This is a genomic window from Caulifigura coniformis (assembly GCF_007745175.1).
GTDB lineage: Bacteria > Planctomycetota > Planctomycetia > Planctomycetales > Planctomycetaceae > Caulifigura > Caulifigura coniformis.
The window spans coordinates 3,022,768-3,049,411 of record NZ_CP036271.1 but is presented as its reverse complement, the minus strand read 5'-3'; the positions used below and the strand labels follow the sequence as shown (position 1 = coordinate 3,049,411).

Sequence of the window (26,644 nt, the reverse complement as noted above, 5' to 3'; positions counted from 1 at the left end):
CTTGACGCTTTCGGGGCGATCCGCAGTGCGCTCCGTCGACGGCGCGAGGCTATGATGGGGTATCCCGTCGATCCGGTCCTCCGTCGAGCCTGCCGATGTCACGCCGCGTCCTGCTGTCGCTGATTGCTTTCCTGCTGATCCTGGCCTCGTCGAGGACGCCCGCGAGCGCCCAGACGCCGAAGAAGCCTTCCGGTGAGAAGAAGGAATCGTGGCAGGCGATCTTCATCGGCAAGCAGCGTGTTGGATTCGCCCACATCACCGTGCAGACGATCGAGCGGGACGGGAAGCAGATCATCGTCTGCGACAACCTGAACCAGATGACGATCACCCGGTTCGGATTCTCCCTGCGGATGTCGGTCGTCCAGAGCTCGGAAGAAGACAGCGAAGGGAACATGCTGTCCTTCAAGCTGTCGATCGACAACCCGCCCACGAGCAAGGTCGAATCGGAAGGTCGGATCAAGGGCGACCAGCTCACGATGACGACGATGTCGGCAGGCCGGCCGAAGGTCACGACCGAAGCCTGGGATTCGACGGTGAAATCGCCTGCGTGGATCGACCGGGCACTCGAGGTGGAACCGCTGAAGGCGGGCGAGTCACGACAGTTCCGGATGTACGACCCGCAGATGAGCAAGGTCGCGACGATCACACTCAAGCACGCGGGGAAGGAGAAGATAAAACTCCTCGACGGCTCCGAAGTCGAATGCGACAAGGTGCTGACGACGCATTCGATGGTTCCCGGGTTGAAGATCACGTCGTACGTCGATGACCAGGGGGAGACGGTCAAAACATCGACCAACCTCCTGGACATGACGACCTACACGGTTTCGAAGGAGGAGGCGCTCAAAGCCATCTCGGGCGAGGGCCTCGACCTGGGCATGGACACCGTCATCAAGACGGGTCTGATCAAGAACGCGCACAACGCGACGAAGGGCGTCTACAAGGTGACGATCGACGGCAACGCGGCCGAGGCGATTCCGGCCGGTCCGACGCAGAAAATCAAGTCGCTGAGCGACACCGAGATCGAACTGACAGTGCAGGCCATCAAGCCGGGGACGAAGGGAGACGAACCCCAGCCAGCCTCCGATTACCTGTCGAGTTCGCGATTCCTCGACCTGGAGGATCCGAACGTCAGGAAACTGGCCGCGGAAGGGGCGGCCGGGAAGATGGACCCGGTGGAGACAGCAGTCGCCCTCGAAAAATTCGTGGCGACGCGTCTGAAGAACAAGAACTTCTCGACCGCGCTGGCAACAGCGAGCGAGGTCGCCCGCGACTTGGCCGGCGACTGCACGGAGCACGCGGTGTTGCTCGCGGCGCTGCTGCGGTCCAACAAGATTCCGGCCCGGGTCGTGATCGGCTTCGTCTACGCCGATTCGCTCGAGGGACTTGGGGGGCACATGTGGACGGAGGCTTACCTGAACGGTCAGTGGGTTCCGCTCGATGCGACGCTCGGCAAGGGAGGGATCGGAGTGGGGCACATCAAAATCGCCGATGCGGATCTTTCGGAGAACTCGGCGGCCCCCGTCGCGGCGTTCGTGCCGATCATTCACCTGCTGGGTAAGACGAAGCTGGAAGTGCTGAGCGTGGAGTGAGACGCCCGGCTTCGCGGATGAATGTCCGGCTCTCCTGAGGGAGACCCGCATGACATGCTCGAGTAGCAGCCGGGCTATTGAGCTGGAAGGCGGATTGGAGGGAGCATCCAAACGTGACGAACGACTCGAACCGACCGGCGGAACGAAGAGAGCGATTGCAGCAGGTTCTCGAACGGGCCGGACTGTCGGCGATGCTGGTGACGTCCGAGATCAACGTCCGGTATCTCACAGGCTTCACGGGCGACTCGACGTACCTGCTGCTCGACCAGGGCCGTCCTCTCCTGATCAGCGATCGGCGGTATGAAACGCAGCTGGCGGAAGAATGCCCGGGGGTCGATTCGTTCATCCGGCCGCCCGACCTGACTCTCCCTCTCGCTGCGGCCCAGGCGCTTGCGAAGGCTGGCGGAAAGAAGTTCGGATTCGACCCGCATTCCACGTCGTTCGCACTCTATACGCTGTTCAAGGAACAGGCGGCTCAGGCGACGCTCGTGCCGGTGGAAGGCCTCGTGGAAGGGCTGAGAGCGGTCAAGGATGCGGATGAGATCGCGGAGATTCGGCGGGCGGTCGATCTCGCGATCGAGGGCATCAACGCCCTCAAGCCGCGACTGACGAGCGGGCGGACGGAGCGGGAGTGCGCCTGGGAGCTGGAGGCCACGATGCGCTGCTCCGGCGCGGCGGGATTCGCCTTCGCCCCGATCATTGCCGTCGGCGATCGGGCGGCCATGCCACATTATCACGCGGGCGACCGGCTCATCGGAGAATCGCCGTTGATACTGGTCGACTGGGGGGCCGAGACCCATTCCTGCTACCGCTCGGACCTGACCCGGACGTTTTTCACGGGGCGTCCGGGCAGCGAAATGGAGCGGGTGTATGAGGTCGTCCTGGAGGCCCAGCGGCAGGCCATCGCGGCGATCCGGCCGGGCGTTGCCGGAAAAGCCGTGGATGCGATCGCCCGAAAGGTGATCGCCGAGGCGGGGTACGGTGAACTGGGGCATGGGCTGGGACACGGGTTCGGGCTGGAGATCCACGAGCAGCCGCGTCTGGCGCCGAATTTTCCGCATGTCCTTGAGGCGAACATGGTTGTCACCGTGGAACCAGCAATCTACATTCGCGGCCAATTCGGAGTCCGGATCGAGGACGACGTTCTCGTGACACCGGACGGCTGCGAGGTTCTGTCCCGCGCGCTACCCAGCGATTGGGAGTCGGCACAGATCGCCTGACGGCGGCCGCTCCGCAAGCGTTCCAAAAGAAAAGTACAGGACGTGGATATGCCGCGTGAAGCCGCCTCGGGAGGCCCCTTTGATCTCGACAACCTCCAGAAGCTCGTTGAGCTCATGGATAAGTTCGACCTCAATGAGGTGAAGCTGCAGAAGGGAAGCGACCGCGTGATTCTCCGGCGCGGACTGGGCGGCGAAATGATTCCGGTGCAGATGGCGGCTCCGGCCGTCCACGCCGCGCCGGCTCCCGCCGCCGCCAGCGCCCCGGCGGCGCCCGCTGCCGCCGCCCCCGCGAGCGAAGAGAACCTGCCGGCGATCAAGAGCCCGACGGTGGGCACGTTCTATTCCGCCGCCCAGCCTGGCGAACCTCCGTTCGTCAAAGCGGGCGACCGCGTGAAGTCGGAATCGGTGGTCTGCATCATCGAGGCGATGAAAGTCTTCAACCAGATCCCGGCGAAGATGTCCGGAACGATCGTGAAGTGCCTGGTGAAGGACGGCGACCCCGTCGACTTCGGCCAGCCGCTGTTCCTGATCAAGGAATAAGCGTGGGACCGAAAAATTGAAGCCCAGCGGGAGCGCCCGCTGGGCTTTTTTGTGTTCGGACGACCTGACTTCAGGCGGCCTTCTTGCGTGCCCGGCGGGCATTTTTTTTCGGTTTCGGCTGCAGCGTTTCCGCCTGTTCATCCGGTGCACTTGGCGGCGCCTGCTGGGCGCTCCACGCATCCCACAACTTCTGTAACTGGGCCACCGTCTCCGGCTGGGCGGAGGCCAGATCCTTTGATTCGGCGACATCCTTCGTCAGGTCGTACAGTTCCGGCTGGCCGCTGCCGCCGCGGGAGACGACGAGCTTCATATCTCCGTGACGAATGCCCCACTGGGCGCCGTAGCGCCAGTACATCGTCTCATGCGGCCGGGCGGAGTTCTTGCCGGTGACATATGGAGTGAGATCGACGCCGTCGATCTTCCAGCTCGGGTCCACCTTGCCGCCGGCGGCGGCGATCATGGTCGGGAGGACGTCCAGATTCATGACAGGGCGGTCTTCGACTTTGCCGGCGGGCCAGTGGCCTTTCCACTGGGCGAAGAACGGAACGCGCGGGCCGCCTTCGAACGTCGTCATCTTGAAGCCACGGAGGCCGCCGTTCTGGGAGGTCGTGCCCTGCGTCGGGCCCCCGTTGTCGCCGATGAAGAAGATCAGCGTGTTCTCTTCTTCGCCGTTCTCACGGATCTTCGCGAGGACTTTGCCGACGGCGTCATCCATGGCGATCATCATCGCGGCGAAGGTCTTTCGCTTCTCATCCGTGATGTTCTTCACTTTGGCCAGGTGTTCCTCGGTCGCCTGCAGCGGGGCATGCTGGGCATTGAACGGCAGGTACAGGAACCAGGGCTTCCCTTTCTGCTTGCCGATCCAGTCGGCGGAGCGTTGGGCGTAGGCGTCGGTCGTGTAGAACGATTCGTCCGTCACAGGATGCACGTCGTTCGAAACGCGGGAATCGACAAACTCTTTCGGCTTGAAGAACGCCGTGTTCTTGACCGTTCCATAGAACTCGTCGAAGCCCTGTTTCATCGGCAGATATTCCGGGGCTTCGCCGAGGTGCCATTTGCCGACGCACGCGGTCGCGTAGCCAAGCGATCTGAGGCGATCGGCGGCCGTGGTTTCCTTGAGATCGAGCCCGGTCTTTCGGGCGGTGCTGTTGAACTCGTGGCCGAAGCGGGTGGGGTAGCGGCCGGTCATCAGGCCGGCCCGCGAGGGGCTGCAATACGTCGCAGCGACGTAGCCCTGGGTGAAACGAATGCCGTTTTTTGCGATCGAGTCGATGTGAGGCGTCTGGATGTCTTTGCAGCCCTGGATGCTGGTTTCGCCCCAGCCCAGGTCGTCGGCGTAGATGATGAGGAAGTTGGGTTTGTCGGCCGCGGCGGACACATTGGCCAGGGCGGCGAGAGCCGCGAGAGCGAACAGCAGGACTCGCATTGAAGTCTCCGGAGCGAAGGGACAGGAAAGTCGCGAGACGTGCGGATGGTACCGCGCGAGTTCCTGGTCGGCATGCGAAGCGATCAGTCGACGACGCGCCAGAGCTGGTAGGCGGGGAACCAGTCTCCGTCGGGGCTCGTTCGCACGAGGCCTTTGCCCCAGGTGGAGAGCTGGTGCTTCGTGGAGTCGCCCTGTGTGGCAAGCTCCACGGCGGCCTTCACTGTTTGCGGGAGGTCTTCCGGCTGGACGAGGCCGAGTTTCCGGAGTTCGTCAACGTGATCGGGGGTGACGAAGTCCGTGTAGCCGTAGGTCGTCCTGTAACGGAGGACTTCGTTCCAGTTGACAAGGATATGGGTGATGCCGTGGTCCTCGAGAGCCTGCTTCAATTCGGCCGGCGGCTTCATGGATTCTCCGTCCCCGGCGGCGAAGAGCTGTTCGAAGACGTTGTGGTTGAAGACGGTGCTGTAGAGGACGGGGCGGCGGGCCTCGAAGACCTGGGCCTCGCCGATGAGGAGCGTTTTCGAGTCGTCCGGAAGCGAGTTGATGATGGTCATCCCGGGGGCGGACGCCGCTTCGGCGACACGGCGAGCGACGACCTCGTTCATCAGGTAGCCGCTGAATCCGATGAACGGGCTGGCGATGAAGGCGAGGTGGTACCAGGTTGTAGCGGCAAGGGTGATGAGTATCACGAACGGGAGGATGCGTGAGCGGCGATCGAGGATCGAACGCAGTACGATTCCGGAGAGCACGGCCAGGATGGGGAGCATCGGGACCCAGAAGCGGTCGATGCGGTGCGTGAGGGCCCACCAGGTGAGGAACAGCCAGACGGCATCAAGCAGGATGACGGCGAGGTCGGTCGTCCGCTGCTTTTCGGTGTTGCTGCGGCGGAGCGTCCACCAGAGGAGGATCGCAAACGGGGCGAGGCCGAAGATGAGCGGGCTTTGCCAGTCGCTGCCGACGGCGACGTCGGTCATGTGTCGCCAGAGGTCGGGAATCCAGGCGAGCGGGTTCTTGAGGACATCGATCGGCAGGGCATGGCCGGCCTTGAACTTCGCGTTGAGTCGTTCATCGAAGCCCTGCCCTCCAAAGAGGCCCCACAGGAGCGGGTAGACGGGATTGCCGGTCTGGATGACGTTCTTGAGGAGCCAGGGGCCGAAGGCGGCGAGTCCGGCGGCGGAGAAGACGAGGCCGCCGAGGACCGCGGCTTTCATCCGCTGGCCCGTTCCCGAACGCCAGCCTTCCCAGACGACGGCGAGGCCGAACGGAATGAGGGCCGAAATGACGCCCGGATATTTGCAGCTGGCGGCGCTGCCCGCGAAGAGGCCGCAGACGGCCGTCCAGCGGAGGCACTGTTCGTTGTGGTCGCGGGAGACGAGGAATGCCGCAAGCGATGCCGCGAGGTAGGCGGCCAGCGCTCCCTCGACGTAGGCAATGATCGAAATGCGGACGACCCAGGGAGTCGACATGTAGATGAACGCGGCGAGCCAGCCGGCGGTCCGGCTGAAACGGGCTGCGAGCTGGAAGACGACGATGGCGGCCAGCGGCCCGAAGGCGGCGAGCACGAGTTGCCCCGCGATGGCGCCTGTCCACCAGTCGCCGGAGAGGACCATCGTCGAGAGGAGGAGCATCTCCGTAAGGAACGGAAAGCTGGTGTAGACGTTGTGCGGCAGGAACGTGATCCGACCGGCCTGGAACCACTCCTTCGGGCCGACAAGGTGGTAGGCCTTCACGTCGAAGTCCGTCGACGGCAGGAGCGAGCCAAGGATCATCGCGAGAAGGAAGGGCGTCATGGCCGCGAGGCAGATGACGGCCAGCCGAGGCGTCGCGTCGAGTGTGGAATCCCACGTCTCCCGGGTGGCGATTCGCGCCCTGCCGGGAGAGCGGCGCTCAAGAACCTGTTCGATCACCACGAACGCGATGAGCAACCCGCCGAAGATCCAGCGACAGAGCACGCCGGCAAGACCGAAACCCAGAACGATCAACGTCCAGGCGGACAACCCGGCGAGGCCGGCGAGCGCAAACATCAGCCCGCGCGGAATTGTTCCGATGGGCTCGGGCCGGGGATCGGCGACATGGGTCTCTCCGGTTTGCCGGCGGGACGTCCGCGGGACGAGAAGTCGAAGAATCAGCGAGCCGAGATGCCAGGCGCCGAGCAGAACGAATCCTGCCCAGCACATCTTCCCGAATCGTTGGGGGAGAAACCTCCAGCCGGACGAATCGGGGAGCGACTGGCCCGGCTCGGCAACGGGGGGAAGGAGGCTGTCGAGGATCAGCCAGGGGGACTGGGTCCACAGGTCGGGCCGGGTCCAGGGGGAGTTGTTCGGAAGTCCCCGTGAGAAGAAATAAAGCGTGAAGCCGATGAACCAGGCCGCGGCGATGATCGCGAGGCCGGCCGGCAACCGGGTGCGCGAGTGTTCGGTGCCAGGCGCGCTCACGGCTTGCCAATATCCTCGAAGAGCTCGTCGAGTTTGCGCTGCTCGGTGGCGTCGCGCAGCTTCTCTTGACGCTCGATGATGTTCTGGAGCTGCTGGATGATCTCGTTGACGTTTCCGCGACGCTGCATCTCAGACAGAACCTGCTCCATCCGGGCGATCAGCCGTTCGACGGCCTCGCGGGCGGGAGCGATGCGGGCGGAGGGATCTTCGTTTCGTTCGGTGGCGAGGGCGAAGAGCGCCAGGAGACCGTCGAGATCGGGATAGTCGGACTCGTTGATCGTGTGCAGCGGGGCGACAACACCGCGGTCGATGCGATCGAGCAGCGCGGGGGTGTCGACGCGGTTGTTGACCATCTCCTCGCGGATTTCACCGAACGCGACTTCAATCGCCCGTGATTCTGTCTGATTCGTTCGCACCTGGTGCAGGCTGCGGCGAGCGGAGGCGTCGATGGCGTTGTAGAGGGAACTGGATTTCTCCTCCTCGCCGGCGGCCTTGGCCCCCTTCCACTCGGCGGCGCGGTCCTCATGCTGTTTGAGGTCGTCGCGGACGCGTTTGGTCTCGGTGATGATCTGCTCGAACCGCTGGCGGAGATTGAGTTCCTTTTCGTACAGCCGCGACAGGAGTTCTTCGCCCGGCACGACGCGAAGCGTGAACACTTCGCCGCGGGCCCGGTGGGGGCCGTTCCGGTCGTCGCCGTCTTCGGCGTAGACCGAAAGCTGCAGACGCTGGCCGTCGCGAAGCTCGAGAGGCGTCAGAGAGAATCGCTCCCCGGCCCCCTCAGGGCCGACAGCGAATTCGCGCTGGTTGGCCGGTTGCAGCTTGAGCGGAACGAGCTTGAGGGCAGCCGCCTTCACTCCCTCGGCCGCGTCGGCCGGGTCGGGAAGGATCTCGTAGCCGAACTCGGCCTTGCGAACCCCGTAGTCGTCGGTGATGCGGCCTCGAACCGGCAGCTCGGCGAGGCGGGTGACGACGTTGCTGACCCCAGAGAGCCGGACATCGACGACGGGGTCGAGATCGGCCACGCCGGTGATGGTGAGACTGGTGGGCTCGGTGCTGAAGACGTCGTCCTCATCCTCCAGCAGAATCTGGAGCGGAGCGACGGGCGGGATGGGGATCGGCGGCAGAGCTCCCTCTGTGAGCGACGCCAGTTCTTCCACCCCCTTGAGGGAGACCTTCATCGGAGCGCGGAAGGTCAGTCCATCCTCGGCGAACCAGTGATCCGTTCCGCCGAGCTGGACTGTGCGGGCCGTGCCGTCAGCCGCGTCGCGAACGATCAGGACAGGCCGGTGCTCGTCTGACGATCCGCCGGGCGAGTTTCTCCGAAAGCGGAGCTCGAACTGCTCGCAGCGGATGACGGCCGCGACAAGAGGCTTATTGGCAGTGGCGCGGAGCTCGAAGGCCGTCTCCATCGGCAGCGACGTCTGCAGCGACTGAACGAGGACCGGCCTGTCTTCCACCGCATCGAGTCCGGTGTAGCCCGGGTAGTCGCAATGGAGCTCGATGCGGTCGATCCGCGGCGGCTCCACGATCTGGATGCGGAACGGGTGGCGATTGACGTAGTCGCCGGCGGTCACCCACAGCTCGTGGTCGTCGATGACGCGTGACAGGGTTGTGCGAAAAGTGCGATCGCCGCCCCGCGACATCGGCGCGGAGCCCCGGGCGACTCCCGAGGTTCCGAAGGAACGAAAGCTCAACGTCGCCCGTTCGGGAGAAACCTTTCCCTCGGCCGATTCGGCCTCGATCGTGAGATCGACCCCGCGCGGATGGCGATAGATACCGTCCGCGTCGAACTCGCGCACGCGCTTACCCGGCTCGGCGATGACGCGAACCGACATCGCGCTTTTGCGATATGGCTCCCAGTAGTCGTCGCGACCGAGGATGAAGGCGTTGAACCACCGCTGAACACCGGCAGCGTTGGCGGTTCCCATCACGGCGATCGAGGCGAGCAGGACGCCGGCCACCACCAGGGCTCTCTTCAGCGGGCGGGGGTTGAAGACATCGTTCAGATTCACCCCCTTCAGCGCCTCGGCCGCCTGGGAGGCGGTCCGCTGCCACATCAGCTCGGACAGGGGGGATTCATGTACGCGGGGGGACGCCTGAAGCTCCACGGCCGTGATCAGGCGATCGCCCAGCTGCGGGAATCGCCGTTCGAGAACGATTGCCAGCATCTTCCGGCCGAAACGTGTCCACAACCGGCCGACCACCCAGGTGAAAAAGACCGTCGCGGCGACGCCGGCGACGACAATTGTGAAGGCAAGCCGAATCCATTTTGGAAGTTCGAGTCGTCTTGCCCCGAAATGGAGTTCGTCCGCGAAGTAGCCGAGCCAGAAGCCAAGACCGATGACGGCCACGACAAGGGCCAGCCCTTCCAGAACGACGTAGCGCCGCACCTGCGCGCGCAGTTGCGAAAGCGCGGAGTCGAGCTGACGGGTGATTTCGGTGGGGGCGGGCACGGATTCTGGATTCAGAGGTGAGTCAGGCGAGTTTGAGGAGCTTTCTCAGGAGCCATTCGAGGCCGAGGAGGCCGACGAGCAGGTAGAGCATCCAGGCACGGTCCCAGAGTTCCCTGACCCGCTGGTCGATGATGAATTCTTCCGCGGCGCTCGGCATCAGTGCGGGAAGTTTTGAAACTTCCGCGGGCGTGAAATATCCGCCGCCAGTGCCATCGACGAGCGTCTTGAGTGAGACAACGTCCTGGGTCAGCGACGCGAACTCCCGTTGCGGAACGAGGACATCGATTTCGGCCGTCGCCTTGTCGTTGGTATCCGGCACGTTCAGCTCGATGCGATACCGGCCTGGCATGGCGACGCGGAAGTTGCCGAAGTATTCCGTGGCGCGATTGCGGTCGCGATCGAGAACCGGGGCCGGAACCAGCGGACGGCCACGAGGATCGATGACTTCAATGCGAATCGTGTCGGAACTGAGTGCCTGGAACTGCGAGTTCACAGCCCGGACGCGGACGGGGACGGTCTGTCCGAGTTCCACTTCCCGGCCTTCAAGAATGACGAGGGCCCGCTGAACGCCGCGTTTGGAGCGTCCTTCGCCGACCTTGCGGGCGAATTTCGTCCACAGACGCTCGTAGTAATCTTCGCTGAGACTGCGGAGACGCCAGAACTCCGGGCTGCCGAGGTACAGCACCGAGCCCTGTCCGAATCGCTGACCGGCGAGGAGGACGGGGGCGCCATCGACACCGCGGGACAGTGGATCACTGAATTCCAGATAGACCGTCGCTCCTCCTTTGCGGGCACGCGTCGGAAAGCAGCGGAACACACCGGGGAACGTCGTCCAGGCTTCCGCCGAGGCCTCGGCCGTCTCGGCAATCTGCAGGAACTCGGCCGATTTCCCTTCGGGCGTGAACGTCAGCGGCTGGGCGACAGCAGCACGATCCCGGGCGCCGATGGCCGGCATCACCTGGTCCAGCACGACGGGCAGCAGCTTGTCGAGCGACCCGGAGGAATCGCGGTTCACCGTGAGGGCCGGAGTGAAGACGTCGGAGGCGATGAACATCATGCCGCCCCCCTCATTGGAGACCCATTCCTCGATCCACTTCTGTTGTTCGAGGGAGATCTTCGACCAGTCGGCGTCGTAGGCGAGAAGGATGTCGTAGGCGAAGAGTTCTTCGCGGGACTCGGGGAACTTGAACAGGAGCTGGTTGGCCTCCTGGCTGATCCCGGCTTCACCGGTCTGCAGCCAGACATCGACGGACATGCCGCGGTTGCGGTTCAGCACATTGCGGGAGAAGACATACTCCCGCATCGGACCGCCAGCGACGATCAGCGTCTTCAGAGGCCGGTCGAAAACGTTCACCGTCCGCGACTGCAGGTTGTCGTCTTCGCGCGTCTCGGCGACATCGGCGACTTTGGCCCGCAACGTGTATTCGTAGTTGCCGGCCTCGCTGGAGCGGAGCTCGAACTTCGACTCCGCGAGTTCTCCATCGGCGAGGATGACGGTCTTCGTGTCGATCACGTTGGGCTGCGGGTTGTTCGGCCCCTTCTCCAGCAGTTCGACCGTGGCCGACTTGCCGCCGACGTTGATCCCCTGCAGGAGGCCAGTGATCTCGAACGGATCCCCTTTCTGCACATCTGTCGGCAGAATGACCTTCTGGATGGCGACGTTGATGGGGGGCTTTGTGCCGCCGAGCCCCACCGCGAACATCCGCACTCCCTGGGCGCGGGCACGTTCGTTGGCGGGGCGCATGTCGCGTCCGGCATTCGAAGCGCCGTCTGAGAGGACGACCACGCCGGCGAGCGTGCGCGACCGGCTTTCGGCAAGCAGCTTGTCGATCGAATCGGCCAGCCGGGTCGAGTTTCCCTGAGGCTCGATGACCTTCGACCAGTCCACTGGCTTGTCGTTCGCCGTTTCTCCCTCCTTGAACTGTTCGAGCCGCTGGGCCTGCGGCTTGAGATCGCTGTCGAATGTGAAAACATCGACAACATGCGACTTCCGCAGCTCACTCACCAGCGGCGACTGGGCCAGAACCTCGCGAACGCGCTCCGCGCGCGTCGGTCCGACCGTACCGGGGGTCACGTCGTCGGCCGGCTGCTGCATCGACGTCGAAGTGTCGACGAGAATGGCGACTTCCGACGGACGCGTTCCGGTCGTCTGGGTGCGGGTGTGAGGGTTCAGGAGGATCGCGGCGAGTCCCGCGAGGGCGGCGACACGCAGTGCGGCCAGGATGATCGGCCAGCCCCGCGGGAGATACCGGGCGTCCTTGCGATACAGCCAGACCCCCACGCCGGCGATCAGCAGAAAAGTGACGAACAATGCCCATTCGCCGGGCGCATAGGGCCAGTCAATCTCGAACGAGGTCGAGGTCTCGGGGGCGACCTGGGCGAGGAGCGAATGCATCAGCTCGTCCCCGCTTTCAGGGGACGCCGCGCACCGGTCGTGGCGGTCTTGCGACGGCGGAAAATCTTCGACTTTGGCGAGGACTCGTCCGATGAGTGGTAGCTCAGTCGATAGCCCAGGATCTGCTCAACCGACAGCAGGAGGGCCAGGACCACCAGCAGGATCCAGCGGAGTTCACGGCCGGGCGACTCGGAACGAATCCACTCCGCGCTGCCGGCGGGCTGAATCGTGACCTGAATGCCATCCCCGAGCTCGTTGAAAATGTCGGCATCCGCCGCGACCTTCAGATCGCTTTCAATTTCAGGAACGTTGTACGCCAGGACCTGCTGATCGGGCTGTTGCGACTGCCCGAACTTCGTGACCACGTAGAACCCGGGGCGCTCGGTGTCTCGGTAGGTGGCGACGGGCATGGGGACCGCGTCCGTCGTTGAACTGCTGCTGTCAGCCGGAGCAGGATCGATCGCGGAGACCTGCGAGACCTGGTCGTCCGGGCCGACGATCTCGATGTCGTCACGAAAGCGGGTGCGGTCGATCGGCATGACAATCGGCTCGCCGACCATTCTCAAGGGCGCTGCGCGATCGCGGCGGGCGATGAGCCGCGCCAGTTCGAGATTCATCACTGCGAAACTCGGTGCGCCAGGCCCGTTGGCCCAGTTCGTCCAGACGACCTTCTCGGGCGACATGATCGGCGCGGCGGCGGTCAGGCTGGTGACAATCCGGCCCTTTCCGAACGCGCTTTCGAGCATCAGGGGGTCACGATTGCGAAGGTCGGCGAGAATCGAAACGCCGCCAGGCCGCTCGCGATCCTTCACGAACGAGTCGCGATCGACCGGGTAATAGACATTGACGAAGACCTGGTCGATGAACGGGTTCTCCGCGCCGGCCAGGATGCGGAACAGATCGTTGTCGCGGGCGGCGATGTCGGGCTGGGAAGTGAACTCGTCCCGGGTGAGACGGGCGGGCGCGGGCCCCAGCTTCACGGGAAACAGGCCCTTTCCCTCGTGATACAACCGGTCGTTGTAGAACGCCGGGCGGACCAGATCGCCCAGGAACCACGCGAGGCCGCCCCCGGCGGCGACATACTTCTCGAGCGCATCGACGGCGTCCTCCGGCAGGTCGGGGACGTTCACCAGGTAAATCCCCTGGTAGGCATCCAGCGGATGCCTTCTCAAGAATTCCGGGGAGTCGACCGTGACGTTGTAGCCGGTCACCGATTTATCTGCGGCCAGCGCATCGCGGAGATAGTGGCCGTCGTCCTGGAGCGAACTGCCGACAACGACGAGCACGGGGTGATCGTCCGCGACAACGACGGCAATGCGGCGGGAATTGTCGGCCTCCAAGGCGTCCGATTCCACGGAGACGGCGACGCGGTGCGTCCCTGATTTCTCAAACAGCACCGGCACGGCCCGTTTCGCCGTCTGGCCGGCGTCGATCCGCTCGAGGAGGTAGTTCCCCGGCAGAGGACGGCCATCGACCTGCACCGCGAGACGGACATTCTCGGCCGCCACGGCTCCAAAATTGTGGATCGACGCCGTGAGCAGCACCGGAACGCCGGCCGCGGCCGTCGCGAAATCACCGGAGAGATCCGTGACGGCGAGATTGCTGTTCGAAGCGGCCACCGTGCGAACGAGGTTCACATCGATGTCGGCCTCTTCCAGCGCGCGAATGCCGGCGGCAGCGGCCTTGTTGTCGAACCAGTCGACCCGGCGGAAATCGCTGATGACGTGCAGGTGCTTGACGGAGCCTGCATCGTCGCCGAGGCGGGATTTCACGGCGTCCAGGGCGCCAGCGACATCGACGGCCCCATACGTGCATTCGAGGTCGTCAAGCCGGGTCGACATTTCGGCGAGGAGCGAATCGTCGACGTCGCGCTCGCTCAGGCCGCTGAGCGTTTCGTTCGGGCTCGACATCCGCAGCACCGTCAGCTTCTGTGTTTCCGGTCGCTGGGCGCCTTCGGCGGCGAGCTTCCGGATCACTTCGCGAGCCGCGGTGAAGGCATCAGTGTCGCCCGTGCGGTCGCGCATGGAGCCGCTGTCGTCCACGAGCAGCACGTGATGCGTCTTCGTTCCCTGGAACATCGAAATCTGCCGGGGATCGGCGACGAAACGGGCGATCAGCAGGCCGATGAAGGCGACGGCGAGCACGCGGGCGGCCAGCAGGAGAAGATGTTCGATCAGGACCCGGCGGCGGTTCTGCTTCTGGCTCTGCAGCAGGAACTGGATCGCCGCAAACCGCACCCGCTTATATCGGAGGCGGTTGATGAGATGGATCAGAATCGGCACCGCCATCAGCCCGACAGCGGGCCAGAAGAGCGATGGATTCAGGAAGTGTGTGGAAACCCAGCTGAACATCAACGACCGGAGACGAGACCATTCAAACCGCGAGTTTTCCCATTGAAGCCGCGCAAGGACAACCGCCTCAGGAGGAAATCATCCGGTCGCATTGTAGAGTACGGATCGCTCAACGGTGAGTGCCCGGTCCCCCTGGTCAAACCATGTCCGACGAATATTTCATCCGCCGCCCCGAGGAACTGCTCTCCCCGTCGTACGTGGTGTTCCGCCCGATCGTCGAACGGAACCTGGCGACCATGCTGCGGATCGCCGGCTCACCCGACCGCCTGCGGCCGCACTGCAAGACCCACAAGATGCCGGCGGTCGTCCAACTGTTGCTGGAGGCAGGCGTCCGGCGTCATAAGGCGGCGACAATTGCGGAAGTCGAAATGCTCGCGGATTGCGGCGTCCGCGACATCGTGCTGGCGTACAACCCCGTCGGGCCGAACATTGCACGGGTCGTCGCGATCAAACAGCGCTATCCCGACCTGCGACTGGGAGTGACGGCCGACCATCCCACCCCGCTGGCGCAGCTGGCGAGCGCGCTGGACGCTGCCCGGATGACGGTCGAAGTGTATATGGACCTGAATCCGGGCCGGGACCGGACGGGCCTGACCGCGGGGGACGATGCCTACCAGTTCTACCGCACCATTGCGGAGACTGCGCACGTCGAACCGGCGGGCTTCCACATCTACGACGGCCACTTCCATCAAGCGGATCCGGAGGAGCGACTGGCGGCGTTGCTCGAGAAATTCCGGCCGATCCAGGCTCTCCGCGACCGGCTCGAGCGTTCGGGCATCCCCGTTCCGAAGATGATCTGCGGCGGAACGCCGACATTCCCCGTCTATGCGACGATCGACGATCCGGCCATCGAATTGAGCCCTGGGACGTGCATCTTTCATGACGCCAACTACGGCGAGAAGTTTCCGGATCTCGAAGTGTTCAAGCCGGCGGCGCTACTATTCACCCGTGTGGTCAGCCGGCCGAAGGGGGATCGTGTGACCCTCGACCTGGGGACGAAATCGGTTGCGTCCGACCCACCGATGGGGCAGCGCGTCGTGTTTCCCGCGATGCCCATGGGAGTTCAGGTGCTGCACAACGAGGAGCACCTCGTCGTCGAGACGCCCAATGCGGGCGACTTCGCGCCGGGAGACTGGCTGCTGGGCATTCCGCGACACGTTTGCCCCTGCTCGGCGCTTCACAAAGAGGCGTACGTGATCGAGGACGGCGACCTTGTCGCCACCTGGCCGGTCGTGGGGCGGGATCGACAGTTGACGATCTGACCTGCTGACCTGGTTGAAGGGCCGTGGTTGACGGCCGGATTCCCGAAATTCGGCCGCACGTTGCCGTTTCGCAACCTAGGTTAGTGCAAGGTTCGCGCGTCAGCGGACCGTTTCCACACGAAACCCCCGCCATTTCCATGGCGGTGCCCCCCGACATGCCCCTGCTCCTGGCCAACGCCGTGACACGCTATGCGAAGTTCTATTCGCAATACGCGGCAAGTGCCTGGGCGAACATGACGCCGTCCCAATATGGGGTCGTGCTGATTTCGGTCGCGCTCTTTGGCTGGCTCCTGATGAAGAGCGGCAGCCGCCGTTAGGTTCCCGGGACAGCCGACTGACACCAGCCGGCGCCGACATCGGAATGAGGGCGCGTGTCGCGACCGGCAGTTTCTGCCGATCTGGACCACCATCGGCAGAAATTCCATCTAACACATTACCCTCTATTGCCTTGCGCTATTCGCAAAAATCCGGTGGGCTCCGGGCATAGTGACTGCGAAGTCTGCGAATAGTTCTGAGCACGGCTGATTCAGGTGACAACAACTTCACGCCGCACATGTCGTCGCGGCGGTCACCTGAGCGGCCTCCTGATCGCAGAGTTCCAACCCATACTGTCTGCGGTTGTGCATCGGAGGTTCCACCCATGAAGACCTTTTTGCCTACGGCGGTCATCATCCTGTTTGCTTCGGTCCCGGCCGCCCAGGCCGCGCCACCCCACGTCATTTCGCACCTTGAGGAGCATGCCGTTTCAGGCGTGCAGCAGGCCCGCGCCATTCGAGCGGCAATCGTCAGCCGATTCTCGGTGTCCCACGACTATCCGAATCTCATCCAGGAAGCGGACGAGTTACTCGACTCGATGAACGCGATTCACGACGCCGTCCACAGCGGACGGTCGCGGTCGACAATGCGGCAAATGGTCGACCATGCCCAGATGCACGTGCGGAACCTCGACCGTCGTCTCAGCCGGAGCGACTACACGTATGCATCGCCGGGCTACAAATACATGACACCGACCGGCTATGTCTCGTACCCGCCGACGCATCACCCCGGGCACATCCATGTCGATTCGACCCAGCGGATGCTGGACGGCCTGTCATCCAACCTGCGGCAACTGGAGAGCGACCTGCAGCCGACCATGCGGCCTTACCGCCGGCCGTTCGTCTACGGATACGGAAACTATGGCTGGTAACTGCTGAAGACAATTCGAGAGGCGAAAGCCCGGCCGAACTGAATCGGTCGGGCTTTTTTCGTGCGTCTCCGGTTGCCCTGATTCGGTCGTCGGCCGAGGCGTTGCAGGGTCGTGGGGAACCTGCGATTCCTTTGATCCCGGGCAAGTTCAGCCGCGTTCTGGCGCGGAAACAAGGATTCATCGAACAGGCGGAGCGCACGATGTCCCAGTCGTTTGATTCCAGTTTTCTCAGCGGATCCGGCTCATCGGCCGGGAAGGCGACACCGACAGTCGATCCGGCCGACCTCGTGTTCGTGGGCTTCAACCGCCGCGTCTGCGCGCTGCACCGGGACACGGGCGAGCTGGTCTGGTCCTGGAAGTCGCCTCAGGGGGCCGGGTTCGTCGTGCTGCTCTACGACACCGATCGGCTGATCGCATCGGTGCAGGGTTATACGTACTGCCTCGATCCGGCAACGGGCAGCCAGATCTGGAGCAATCCGCTGAAAGGCTTCGGCCTCGGTGTTCCGTGCATTGCGTCGATTTCCGGAGTGAGCCCTGCCGGTCTCCAGGCAGCCGGGGAGCAGGATGCGGCTCAAAGGTCGGCCAGCTGAAACCGGACGCCGAATCGCGGAGCGGCAACCTTCGGGGGGCCCCAGAAAAGGAGCCGGAAAAGAAAAAACGTCCTGGATGAGCGAGTCATCCAGGACGCTTTAGGCCGAGCAGCAAGTGCGGGCCAACGCTCGCCGCTCAAGGCTCTACAGGAAACATATCGGCGCATCGCGCAACTGCGAGGAACGTTTCGACGCGTTGCACGAAATTCAGTGAAATCCAAAGCCGGTCGGCTGTCGCGAGAGACGCAGCGCTTCAAATTGCCTGTGCAAAATGCGACACAGCGGTGCTGCCATGCCTCGTTTCGCAGGCAGCGTTGATTTTGCACAACGGGGCAAGACGGGCTTTCGACGTGATATTCTCCGTGTCGTGACGCCTGTCGTCCGGTGTTTTCAACTGTCTGATTGCCCTGGCGAACCTGAATGTCCCACCCCGCGACGCCACGCTCGATCCGTTCGGCCAGCTTCCTCGGGCTGACGGCTACCCAGTTTCTGGGTGCGTTCAACGACAACATGTTCCGCTGGCTGGCTGTGCCAATTGGCCAACGGACGATGGATCCCACGCTGGCGCTGGTTCTGGGCGGGGTGCTGTTCACCATCCCTTACCTGCTGCTCGCGCCGCTCTCAGGTTCGTTGGCCGATCGCCTTCCGAAACAGGCGGTCATCGTGCGGTGTAAGGTCGCCGAGATTGTGCTCACGGCGTTAGGCATCCTCGCAATCGCGACGTCGCAGCTCTGGCTGCTGTTCGCAATCGTGTTCCTGCTCGGCGCGCAGAGCGCGCTGTTCGGGCCGGCAAAGTTCGGAGCCCTGCCCGAGATTCTCAAACCCGAATCACTTTCGCAGGGGAACGGCCTGCTTGGCCTGGCGACGGTCACCGGATCGGCGCTGGGAACAGTGGCTGGCTACAAGCTGTATGGTGTCGCCGGGCCAGTGCTCGACGCCGGCCCGACGCTGGCAGGGTTGTGGATCCCCGCCGCTGCGCTGATCGGAACCGCGATCGCCGGAACCCTGACCAGTCTCTTTGTCCGTACGGCTGGAGCGGCAAGCCCCGGGAAACGCATTGCCTGGAATCCGGTCACCGAAACGTGGCCGGCGATCCAGGTGCTGTTCCGCGACGTGCGGCTGCTGCGGTGCGCGCTTGGCATCGGATTCTTCTGGATGCTTGCTTCGCTCGCGCAGCTCAATACCGACCCGTTCGGAAACGAAGGACTGCACCTCCCCAAGGAAGACGTCGGGATTCTGATGGCCGTGCTCGTCGCCGGCATGGGTGTCGGGAGTGTGCTGGCGGGAATCTGGTCGCAGGGGAAAGTCGAACTGGGACTGGTTCCGCTCGGGGCCTTCGGCATCAGCGCGAGTGCCCTGGGCGTGTTCATCGCGAGCAGGTTTGTCGACGTCTCGCTCGCCGCGACGAGTCAGCCGGCGTTCTACGGCGTGTGCACGATGCTGTTCTGTCTCGGGGGCTTCGCGGCGCTCTTCGACATTCCTCTCGAGGCCTACCTGCAATACCGCAGCGACGACTCCAACCGGGGAACCGTTCTGGCTGGCTCGAACTTCGTTTCGTTCTCGCTGATCCTCGTGTCGTGCGGGCTGTTCCAGTTGCTGCACGGAGTCCTGAACCTTCCGCCGGCCACGATCTTCATGCTGGCCGGGCTGGGAACGATTCCGATCGTCGTCTACGTCGTGCTGCTGCTGCCGGAATTCCTGGCCCGTTTCCTGTTCTACGTCCTCAGCCGGGTGATGTACCGCCTGAAGGTTTACGGCCGTGAGAACATTCCCGAACGCGGAGGCGCCCTGCTGGTCGCGAATCACGTGTCGTGGATCGACGGCATCCTGCTGCTGGTGAGTTCGTCGCGGTTCGTCCGTTTCATCATGTATGCCGACTATGTGAACAAACCGTTCCTGCGGTGGTTCTGCCAGAGAGGGGGCATTATCCCGATCAAGGCGGGCAGCGGCGGAAGGGCGGTGCTCGCGGCGCTGAACGAGGCCCGGGAGGCTGTTTTGCGCGGCGAAGTCGTGTGCATCTTCGCCGAAGGAGCGCTGACCCGCACCGGCCAGTTGCAGCCCTTCCAGCGAGGACTGATGCGGATTGTGGACGGCACCGCGGCCCCGATCATCCCGGTCTATCTTCACGGGCTGTGGGGAAGCGTGTTCAGCTTCCGCGGCGGGAAGTTCTTCTGGAAGAAGCCTGCGCAATGGCCGTATCCCATCTCAATTCATTTTGGTAAACCGATCGCGCAAGCCGATGACGTGAACCAGGTAAGGCAGGCAGTCGAACTTCTCGGGGTGGAGGCAAACGAGATGGCGCGCTCGACGGAACTGACAGTGGCCCGAAAGTTCGTCCGCCAGGCGCGGCGGGGCCGGAACCGCCTGAAGATCGCCGACTCCGCGGGAGTCGAACTGACGGGAGGCCGCACCCTCGCCGGGGCGCTCGCCCTCCGATCGGTGCTGCGCCGGACGGTCTTCGCGCCCGACGAACAGAACGTCGGGATCCTGCTGCCCCCCTCCGTCGGCGGCTGCCTGGCGAACCTCGCGGTCACGCTCGATTGCCGGACGACCGTGAACCTGAACTACACGATGGCGGACAGCGTCATCAACTACTGCGTCCGGAAAGCGGGACTGAAGCACGTCCTCACCAGTCGCCGGTTCCTCGAGAAAAGACCCGTCGCCCTCGAAGGAGCGGAATGGGTGTTTCTCGAAGACATCAAGGAGCAGATCACCGGGCTCGACAAGGCGAAGGCCGCAATGCACGCGTTCGCCACGCCCATCGTGGTCCTCGAACGCCTGCTGGGGCTCACGCGCGTCCAGCCTGACGACCTGCTGACGATCGTCTTCACGTCGGGATCGACCGGCGATCCCAAGGGAGTGATGCTGACGCAGGCCAACATCGGGTCGAACGTTCAGGCCGTCGACCAGTTGCTGCAGCTCAAGCCGTCCGACTGTCTGCTGGGAATTCTGCCGTTCTTCCACTCCTTCGGTTACACGGCGACGCTCTGGCTGCCGCTCTGCTTCGACGCCCGGTCGTGCTACCACTTCAACCCGCTCGACGCGAAGACCGTCGGCACGCTGGCCGAGAAATACGGCGTGAGCATCATTCTCGCCGCGCCGACCTTCCTCAGGAACTACGTGAAACGCTGCACGAAGGAGCAATTCTCCAAACTGCACCTGGTCGTCACCGGGGCGGAGAAGCTGCCGATGGACCTGGCCGAGGAGTTCAACACGAAGTTCGGCTTCTACCCCAGCGAGGGATACGGAACGACCGAGATGTCGCCGGTTGCGGCGGTGAACATTCCCGACCACCTCGCGCGGGATGCCATGTACAAGACGAACAAGCTCGGCACGGTCGGCCGGGCCATCCCGGGCTGCGCGGTCAAAGTCGTTTCCCCCGAAACCTGGGCTGACCTGGGAGTCAACACCGAGGGACTGCTGCTCGTCAAAGGCCCGAACATCATGAAGGGATATCTCGGAGATCCCCAGAAGACGGCCGAAGTGATTCGCGATGGTTGGTACGCCAGCGGGGACTTTGCGAAGATTGACGAGGAAGGCTTCGTGCATATCACCGGACGGCAGAGCCGGTTCTCAAAGATCGGCGGCGAAATGGTGCCGCACATCCGGATCGAGGAGGAGCTGAACCGGCTGTCTCCGTCGTCACAGGAAGAAGAAACCGGGCCGCGGATCGCGATCAGTTCGGCTCCTGATCCATCGCGCGGCGAGCGGCTGATCGTGCTGTATACGGAACTCGCCAAGCCTTCGTCGCAACTGGTCAAGGACCTGTCCGCCACTGGCTTGCCGAATCTCTGGCTGCCGTCGACCGATTCGTTCTACAAGGTGGAAACGATCCCGGTCCTCGGGACCGGGAAGCTCGATCTGGCCGCCATCAAGAAGATGGCCCTGGAACTCGCCGCCAGCGGCAAGAGCGGACATCGCGACACCCACGCGACCGAAGCGGCCCCGGCGGCGACTCCGTCCTGACCCCGCCCGGGTGGAATGTGTGCCAATAACGCCTGCCACACAGCGGCAGCGAAAACTAGACTGACCGGCAGGAGCCAAGCGCATGCCGACCGTCGAAGAACTTCTTGCCCAGGCGCGGGAACTGGGCCCGGGTGATCGCCGTCGACTGATCGTGCTGCTCCAGGATCTGCAGATGGAGGGCGCGGAGAAGAACGAAAAGCGCCCGCTGCCGAGGGGCTGGACTCGCGACCTGTGGGAAGAGACGCCGGAATATCGCGTCGGCGCCGCACAGGCGATTTCCGTGGCGGCCGTGCAGGAGCGACTGCAGAAGACGTCCTGGCTGGATCGCATCTTTAATCAGGGCGAATGTCAGTAAACGGTTGCGGCACAAACCTGCCGGCCGTCTCCGTGAATTTCAACGATTGAATCGCACGAGCTTTGTGAGCGACTCGGTGAGGGCCGCGTCTTCCGCTCCGAGAAAACGCTGCAGGTCCCTGACCTGACTCCGGCCCCCCTGCTCTGTCCGCTCCGAGGCCAGCCACAGTTCCAGGCAGGGGACCCCGGCGTTTGCCGCCAGCGACAACATGGCCTGCTGGCCGGCTTCAAAGGTTTCCGCGATCCGGGCGGCATCCGATTCCGGAAGTCCGCGACGCATGAGGCTGGTCACGACTTCGATAACCGGCCGGCGGGTGGTGACGACTCGAAACGGGATGCCAAGGTCGGTCAGCGCCGTGAACAGGAGATCTCCGAGAAGGCAGAGCCGGGGGTCCTTGAAACTCCAGGCAGGAGAACTCTCGGCCCGCGCGACGATCAGTCCGCGATAGCGGTCTCGCAGCCGGAGGATCTCCGCGTCGTTCCGGCAGGGGTTCCGCCAACCTCCGGTCGAAGCGAGATGTTCGCCCAGCATCCGGCGGTGGAGCCTGAGGAACGCGACGTCCTCGTAGTAGCCGTCGGGGTTATCGCTCTCGTGGCCGCCCCGCGGAGCGAGAAGCCGGCCGGGCGAGGGGGCGGCCGGAAAGCCGAGTTCATGAACGAGCCGGGCGGTGAGGCTCGTTCCGGTGCGATGTCCGCCGAGAATGATGATGGCTGCCATACCCTGACGGGCACGGTTGCGCGTTTCGGCGAAGTGTGACTGTGTGATCCTGGCCGATGGAAGTTCGTGAGACGTGACGGTCGGGCCGGGTGGGACGGTCGGGAGACCGCCCCACGACAGCGGCTTGTCGAAGAACGACAGTACCCGGGCAATTGTCGCGAATTTCGGATCATGACCGGAGAGCCTGTAAGAGTCAGCCCGCTCGAACGACTATTCCTGTGAAGCCACACCCGTTCGTCGTTCGGGCAGACTTGTACTTCAGGGTTTTCAGGCGGCGATGACCAATTGGGACCACCTCGTCGCAATTCACGGCCCGGCCGTCTGGGCGGTCTGCTCGCGTCTCCTCGGAAACCGCCCGAGCGACACCGAGGAGTGTTACCAGGAGACCTGGCTGACCGCGTGGAAGGCCTCGCAGCGACGCACGATTGCCGCGTGGCCGGCCTTTCTGTGCAGCATCGCGACCTCGAGGGCCCTCGATCGATTGCGAAGGCGCTATCGCCAGCGGTCGATCTTCGGAAGCCCCCGGCCGTCCGGTGATGACGTCCTTGGCGAGGTCGCCTCGACCGAGGCCAGCCCGGTCGAGACCGCCATCGCGACGGAGCTGTCCGAGCGGCTGCGGGCGGCGCTGGCGGAACTCCCCGCCAGGCAGTCCGAGATGTTTTCCCTGCATGTCCTCAGCGACTGGTCGCAGCCGGACATCGCCAGGGAGTTCGAGGTCTCCGTCAACGTCGTCAGCGTCACGATCCATCGTGCCCGGCAGCGGCTGCGTGAACTCCTCGACGAGCCCCATTGAAACAGACGCGAAGCGAGATCCAGGAGTCCCCGATGTCCACCCACCATTCCGATCTTCCGGACGAGCCTGTGGATGACCTGCTCGAACAGGCCGTGCGCGCGATGAAGCTGGAGCCGATCCCGGCGGGCCCGTCCGCGGAAGCGATTACCGCCACGCTGCAGACCCTCGAGAAGCGCGAGCAGACTTCGAACACGACCATCCTGTCCATTCCGAGGAGCCGGTTCATGAGAATTGCAAAGGCAGGCAGCGGGCTGCTGCTGACCAGTTGCGTCGTGCTCGCCATCGTGGCGCTGCGGGCGCCGACATCGGCCTATGCCCAGGTGATCGAGAACGCCCGGAAGGCGAAGTCGATGTCGTACCTCACGGAAATCAGGACGCTCGGGATCGATCGTCCGCCCGCGGTCGTGCGGGAATACGTCGCCGCGGACGGGCGGTCGCGGACGGAGCACATGTTCAACGGAAAGCCGTCCGGCACCGTGACTATCCACGACGCCGCAGGATTTCCCCGGCTGCTCCTCAGCGACCCTTCGGCCCTGGCCCCCCCCGGATTGGCGGCTCTGCCGGTGATGAGACGGAAAACGGCAATGGTTCGGCCGGCCCACGAAGACAAACACCCCGTCGAGGGGGGGCACAAGAATTCCTGGCTCCGTTCGCTCCAGTCCCTGAAGGACACGCCGGAAAAAGATCTTGGCCAGAAGGAACTCGAAGGCAAGACCGTCCGTGGTTTCGAGGCGACCTACGGCAAGACTCACTTCGAAATGTGGGTCGACGTCAAAACCGGGTCGCCAGTCCAGATCGACTACGACAGCCTCGTGCACCACGTCACGATGACCGAGTTCCAGTTCAATCAGCAGCTCGATGAGTCGCTGTTCAGCTTCGACCCACCCGAAGGCTATGAGGTCCGGCAGCCCGCAACGACCCCGAAGGTGGCCGGTGGTGAGGAGAGCCTCATCGCCGCCCTCCGCAGCTTCACCGAGAAATCGGGCGGAGCCTTTCCAGCCAGCATTACGGACTGGGGTGAGTGGGTGACCCTGTTGTTCAACGATGTCTTCAAGGGTGCGCTCAAAAAGGGAGCGGTTGACGACAACACCCAGGGAGAACTGAACGCGACGATGGCGAATCTCGGAGCCGTCACCCCGTTCCTCTTCGCCATGGACAAGGCCGACTATCGCTACCGCGGCAAGGGGAAGACGACCGCCGACAAGGACGCCGTCGTGTTCTGGTACAAGAAGCCGAATGGCGTGTACCGGGCGATCATGGGCGACCTCACCGTGAAAGACATCGCTGCGGCCGAGGTTCCGAAGGATTGATCGGGGCGGATCTCGCGCGCGGATGGCAGAGGGACAATAGAAACCGCCGACGGCGCCCAGGCGCCATCGGCGGTTTCTTTGTTTGCGTGACAGGGGATCATGCGGGGTGCGTGAACCCGCGATCTTACCCCACCTTCTGGGCGACTTCCGGTCGCACAGAGAGAACCGGGGCCGGCGCCATCGGGAGTTTCAGGGTGAACATGGTTCCCCGGCCGACAACGCTTTCCACCCGGATCCGCCCGCCGTGGGCGTCGATCACGTCCTTACAGAGCGCCAGGCCGATGCCCGTTCCGCCCTGCCCCTGGGCATCGACCGATTTGGTCGTGTAGTAGGGATCAAAGATCTTCTGCAGCTTGTCGGTGGGGATGCCGCAGCCTGTGTCACGAATCGCGATCTCGGCGATCTCCGGATCGCTCCCCGGCCCGACCGACACGTACAGCGTTCCGCCCGGCTCCATCGCCTGCCGGCCATTGACGATCAGGTTGAGCAGCACCTGCTGCAATTGACCCGCGCTGACGGAGGCAAACGGCTCACCGACAAACCGCGTTTCCACCCGGATGCGGTGGACCTGCAGGTCCTTCTCGACGAGCAGCAGGATATCCTGGACGAGCTGCTTGAGGCTCAGGATGTCTTTGCGGTCGCTGCGGTTACGAACGTACGACAAGAGGCCGGTGGTGATCTTCGCGGCCCGCTGGCCGGACGAAAGGATGCGATCGAACGCCTTGTCGCGAATCGTGGCCTGCTTGTGGCGGACCCCCATCCGGGCGTAGTTGATGATCGTCGTCAGGATATTGTTGAACTCGTGGGTGATCGACGACGCCAGCGATCCGACGGCCCCGAGTTTCTGGGCCTGCACGAGCCTCTGCTGCAGGTCGTCCAACTGAGCCCGCAGCGTGGCGTTCTCAGCCTGCAGTTGTTCCAGCTCAGTGAGCGACATGACTGATCCGTTCTCCCGTCCCGCCGTTCCGTGACGATTCCTCTCGCGCTATCGACCTGGGCAGAGCGCGGGCTGGACGCCAAGACCCGGCTTCCGGCCGCCGTGGCCAAACCCGGTCCCGGAACGCACGAACTGACGCGCGTAGCATGGGCAGCAGTTCGGCAATCGGGGCAAACTGTTCCGGGCGTGAACCAATTGGACTGAATTCTGCTTGGGGCCTGAGCCGATACTTTTTACAGAGCGGAACACCTCCTCCCGCACGCATGGCGGGGACAGGCGACCTTGCCTGTCCATGGACGTGCTCGCTCCTCCACACCATCAATCCTACGGCACGATGCCACCTCGCGCAGCGGAGAAGCCGGTTGTTCGGCAACTCCGCTCCGATGCACTGAACAGCCAGGACGGTTGCGGAAAGCAACCATGATCCGCTTCTCAACCGGCTCGAACTCCTTCGACAACTCCCACAGCAACAACCACTTGCGTCCAGAAAGCAAAAGGCCGTTGTCGTCAAATCGCCACCTGCGGTATGATCCGGCTCCCACAACTCCGGCAGATTCGGCCGGGGATGTGACTTCTGCTTCAAAGGACGTCGACATGGATGTGACGGGAGCTGGAACAGTGGGCGGCGCAGGCGCCGTTCGCCCCGTGCACCTCGCGAAACCGGCCGCGGTCAACGCGGCTCCCGCGCCTGGCGTGCAGGTTCCTCGAGACGAAGTGCAGATTTCGGACGCCGCCCGTTCCCTGAGCGCGGCACAGATCGATCCCCAGGTGCGTGCAGCCCGACTCGCGGAGATCAAATCGGCGATCGAGGCTGGCACCTACGACAGCCCGCAGCGCCTGGAGGCGGCAATCGACAAGATGATCGCCGCGTGGAGCCGCGGAGCGTAAGCCGCTAATCGTTCGATGGGCCATCGATTCAACGATGGCCCTTTTTCTTTTCTGCGGTCCCGGTTCAATCCGCAGTTCGCCGCGCCCGGGCGCTCCGGAGATGGGACAACGGGCCCCCACGGGCACGCGAGAATCTGGCAACCGATCAAGATGCACAGAGCCAGGGGGGCATCTGTCCTTCTTCCTCCCTTTCCCCGGGCGACCGAGGCCTCGACGGGTCGAGGCCTGCCG

At 63.8% G+C, this 26,644-nt stretch carries 19 protein-coding genes; 12 read left to right on the top strand and 7 right to left on the bottom strand.

Going from position 1 to position 26,644, the window contains the following annotated elements; all coding sequences use genetic code 11:
- Nucleotides 1-95: 95 nt before the first annotated feature.
- From Pan44_RS12085 to accB, 3 genes are all read left to right on the top strand, one after another.
- The gene (locus Pan44_RS12085; RefSeq protein WP_145030301.1) at nucleotides 96-1,589 is read left to right on the top strand and encodes a transglutaminase-like domain-containing protein; all 1,494 of its coding nucleotides are present in this window, start codon (nucleotides 96-98) and stop codon (nucleotides 1,587-1,589) included.
- 113 nt (nucleotides 1,590-1,702) lie between these two features.
- Nucleotides 1,703-2,809 carry a M24 family metallopeptidase gene (locus tag Pan44_RS12080; RefSeq protein ID WP_145030300.1) on the top strand — a complete coding sequence of 369 codons (1,107 nt, stop codon included), beginning with the start codon at nucleotides 1,703-1,705 and terminating at the stop codon, nucleotides 2,807-2,809.
- A gap of 48 nt (nucleotides 2,810-2,857) precedes the next feature.
- Nucleotides 2,858-3,349, top strand: a complete 492-nt coding sequence (gene accB / locus Pan44_RS12075; protein ID WP_145030299.1) for an acetyl-CoA carboxylase biotin carboxyl carrier protein — start codon at nucleotides 2,858-2,860, stop codon at nucleotides 3,347-3,349.
- Between the two features lie 70 nt (nucleotides 3,350-3,419).
- Here accB and Pan44_RS12070 read toward each other — a convergent pair whose 3' ends face one another.
- From Pan44_RS12070 to Pan44_RS12050, 5 genes are all read right to left on the bottom strand, one after another.
- The gene (locus tag Pan44_RS12070; protein WP_145030298.1) at nucleotides 3,420-4,775 is read right to left on the bottom strand and encodes a sulfatase-like hydrolase/transferase; all 1,356 of its coding nucleotides are present in this window, start codon (nucleotides 4,773-4,775) and stop codon (nucleotides 3,420-3,422) included.
- An 83-nt stretch (nucleotides 4,776-4,858) separates the two neighbouring features.
- Nucleotides 4,859-7,210, bottom strand: coding sequence for a phospholipid carrier-dependent glycosyltransferase (locus Pan44_RS12065; RefSeq protein ID WP_145030297.1), 2,352 nt, complete (start codon nucleotides 7,208-7,210; stop codon nucleotides 4,859-4,861).
- On the bottom strand, nucleotides 7,207-9,663 hold the full coding sequence (locus Pan44_RS12060) for a hypothetical protein (protein WP_145030296.1): 2,457 nt from the start codon (nucleotides 9,661-9,663) through the stop codon (nucleotides 7,207-7,209). Before Pan44_RS12060 ends, Pan44_RS12065 begins: the two co-directional genes overlap by 4 nt.
- A gap of 22 nt (nucleotides 9,664-9,685) precedes the next feature.
- Entirely contained in the window at nucleotides 9,686-12,058 is a 2,373-nt protein-coding gene (locus Pan44_RS12055) for a VWA domain-containing protein (RefSeq protein WP_145030295.1), read from the bottom strand.
- Nucleotides 12,058-14,409, bottom strand: coding sequence for a BatA domain-containing protein (locus Pan44_RS12050; protein ID WP_145030294.1), 2,352 nt, complete (start codon nucleotides 14,407-14,409; stop codon nucleotides 12,058-12,060). Before Pan44_RS12050 ends, Pan44_RS12055 begins: the two co-directional genes overlap by 1 nt.
- A 143-nt stretch (nucleotides 14,410-14,552) precedes the next feature.
- Between Pan44_RS12050 and Pan44_RS12045 the strand changes: the two genes are divergently transcribed.
- The 6 genes from Pan44_RS12045 (at nucleotide 14,553) to Pan44_RS12020 (ending at nucleotide 21,768) form a co-directional block, all read left to right on the top strand.
- Nucleotides 14,553-15,671, top strand: coding sequence for a D-TA family PLP-dependent enzyme (locus tag Pan44_RS12045; RefSeq protein ID WP_145030293.1), 1,119 nt, complete (start codon nucleotides 14,553-14,555; stop codon nucleotides 15,669-15,671).
- Nucleotides 15,672-15,808: 137 nt separating this feature from the next.
- Nucleotides 15,809-15,988, top strand: a complete 180-nt coding sequence (locus Pan44_RS12040) for a hypothetical protein (RefSeq protein ID WP_145030292.1) — start codon at nucleotides 15,809-15,811, stop codon at nucleotides 15,986-15,988.
- Between the two features lie 323 nt (nucleotides 15,989-16,311).
- Nucleotides 16,312-16,857 carry a hypothetical protein gene (locus Pan44_RS12035; RefSeq protein WP_145030291.1) on the top strand — a complete coding sequence of 182 codons (546 nt, stop codon included), beginning with the start codon at nucleotides 16,312-16,314 and terminating at the stop codon, nucleotides 16,855-16,857.
- 200 nt (nucleotides 16,858-17,057) lie between these two features.
- Complete coding sequence (locus Pan44_RS12030) at nucleotides 17,058-17,447, top strand: outer membrane protein assembly factor BamB family protein (RefSeq protein WP_145030290.1); 390 nt, start codon at nucleotides 17,058-17,060, stop codon at nucleotides 17,445-17,447.
- Between the two features lie 420 nt (nucleotides 17,448-17,867).
- On the top strand, nucleotides 17,868-21,413 hold the full coding sequence (locus tag Pan44_RS12025) for an acyl-[ACP]--phospholipid O-acyltransferase (RefSeq protein WP_145030289.1): 3,546 nt from the start codon (nucleotides 17,868-17,870) through the stop codon (nucleotides 21,411-21,413).
- A gap of 82 nt (nucleotides 21,414-21,495) precedes the next feature.
- Nucleotides 21,496-21,768, top strand: a complete 273-nt coding sequence (locus tag Pan44_RS12020; RefSeq protein WP_145030288.1) for a hypothetical protein — start codon at nucleotides 21,496-21,498, stop codon at nucleotides 21,766-21,768.
- A 39-nt stretch (nucleotides 21,769-21,807) separates the two neighbouring features.
- Here Pan44_RS12020 and Pan44_RS12015 read toward each other — a convergent pair whose 3' ends face one another.
- Nucleotides 21,808-22,485 (bottom strand): hypothetical protein, encoded by a 678-nt coding sequence (locus Pan44_RS12015; RefSeq protein ID WP_145030287.1) that lies wholly within the window; start codon nucleotides 22,483-22,485, stop codon nucleotides 21,808-21,810.
- Between the two features lie 277 nt (nucleotides 22,486-22,762).
- Between Pan44_RS12015 and Pan44_RS12010 the strand changes: the two genes are divergently transcribed.
- Complete coding sequence (locus Pan44_RS12010; protein WP_145030286.1) at nucleotides 22,763-23,278, top strand: RNA polymerase sigma factor; 516 nt, start codon at nucleotides 22,763-22,765, stop codon at nucleotides 23,276-23,278.
- A 32-nt stretch (nucleotides 23,279-23,310) separates the two neighbouring features.
- Entirely contained in the window at nucleotides 23,311-24,588 is a 1,278-nt protein-coding gene (locus Pan44_RS12005; protein WP_145030285.1) for a LolA family protein, read from the top strand.
- Nucleotides 24,589-24,712: 124 nt separating this feature from the next.
- Here the strand turns inward: Pan44_RS12005 and Pan44_RS12000 are convergent, their stop codons facing one another.
- The gene (locus Pan44_RS12000; protein WP_145030284.1) at nucleotides 24,713-25,525 is read right to left on the bottom strand and encodes a sensor histidine kinase; all 813 of its coding nucleotides are present in this window, start codon (nucleotides 25,523-25,525) and stop codon (nucleotides 24,713-24,715) included.
- 567 nt (nucleotides 25,526-26,092) lie between these two features.
- On the opposite strand from Pan44_RS12000, the gene Pan44_RS27375 reads away from it, so the two are divergent.
- Nucleotides 26,093-26,413 (top strand): flagellar biosynthesis anti-sigma factor FlgM, encoded by a 321-nt coding sequence (locus Pan44_RS27375; protein ID WP_231754304.1) that lies wholly within the window; start codon nucleotides 26,093-26,095, stop codon nucleotides 26,411-26,413.
- Nucleotides 26,414-26,644: the final 231 nt, after the last annotated feature.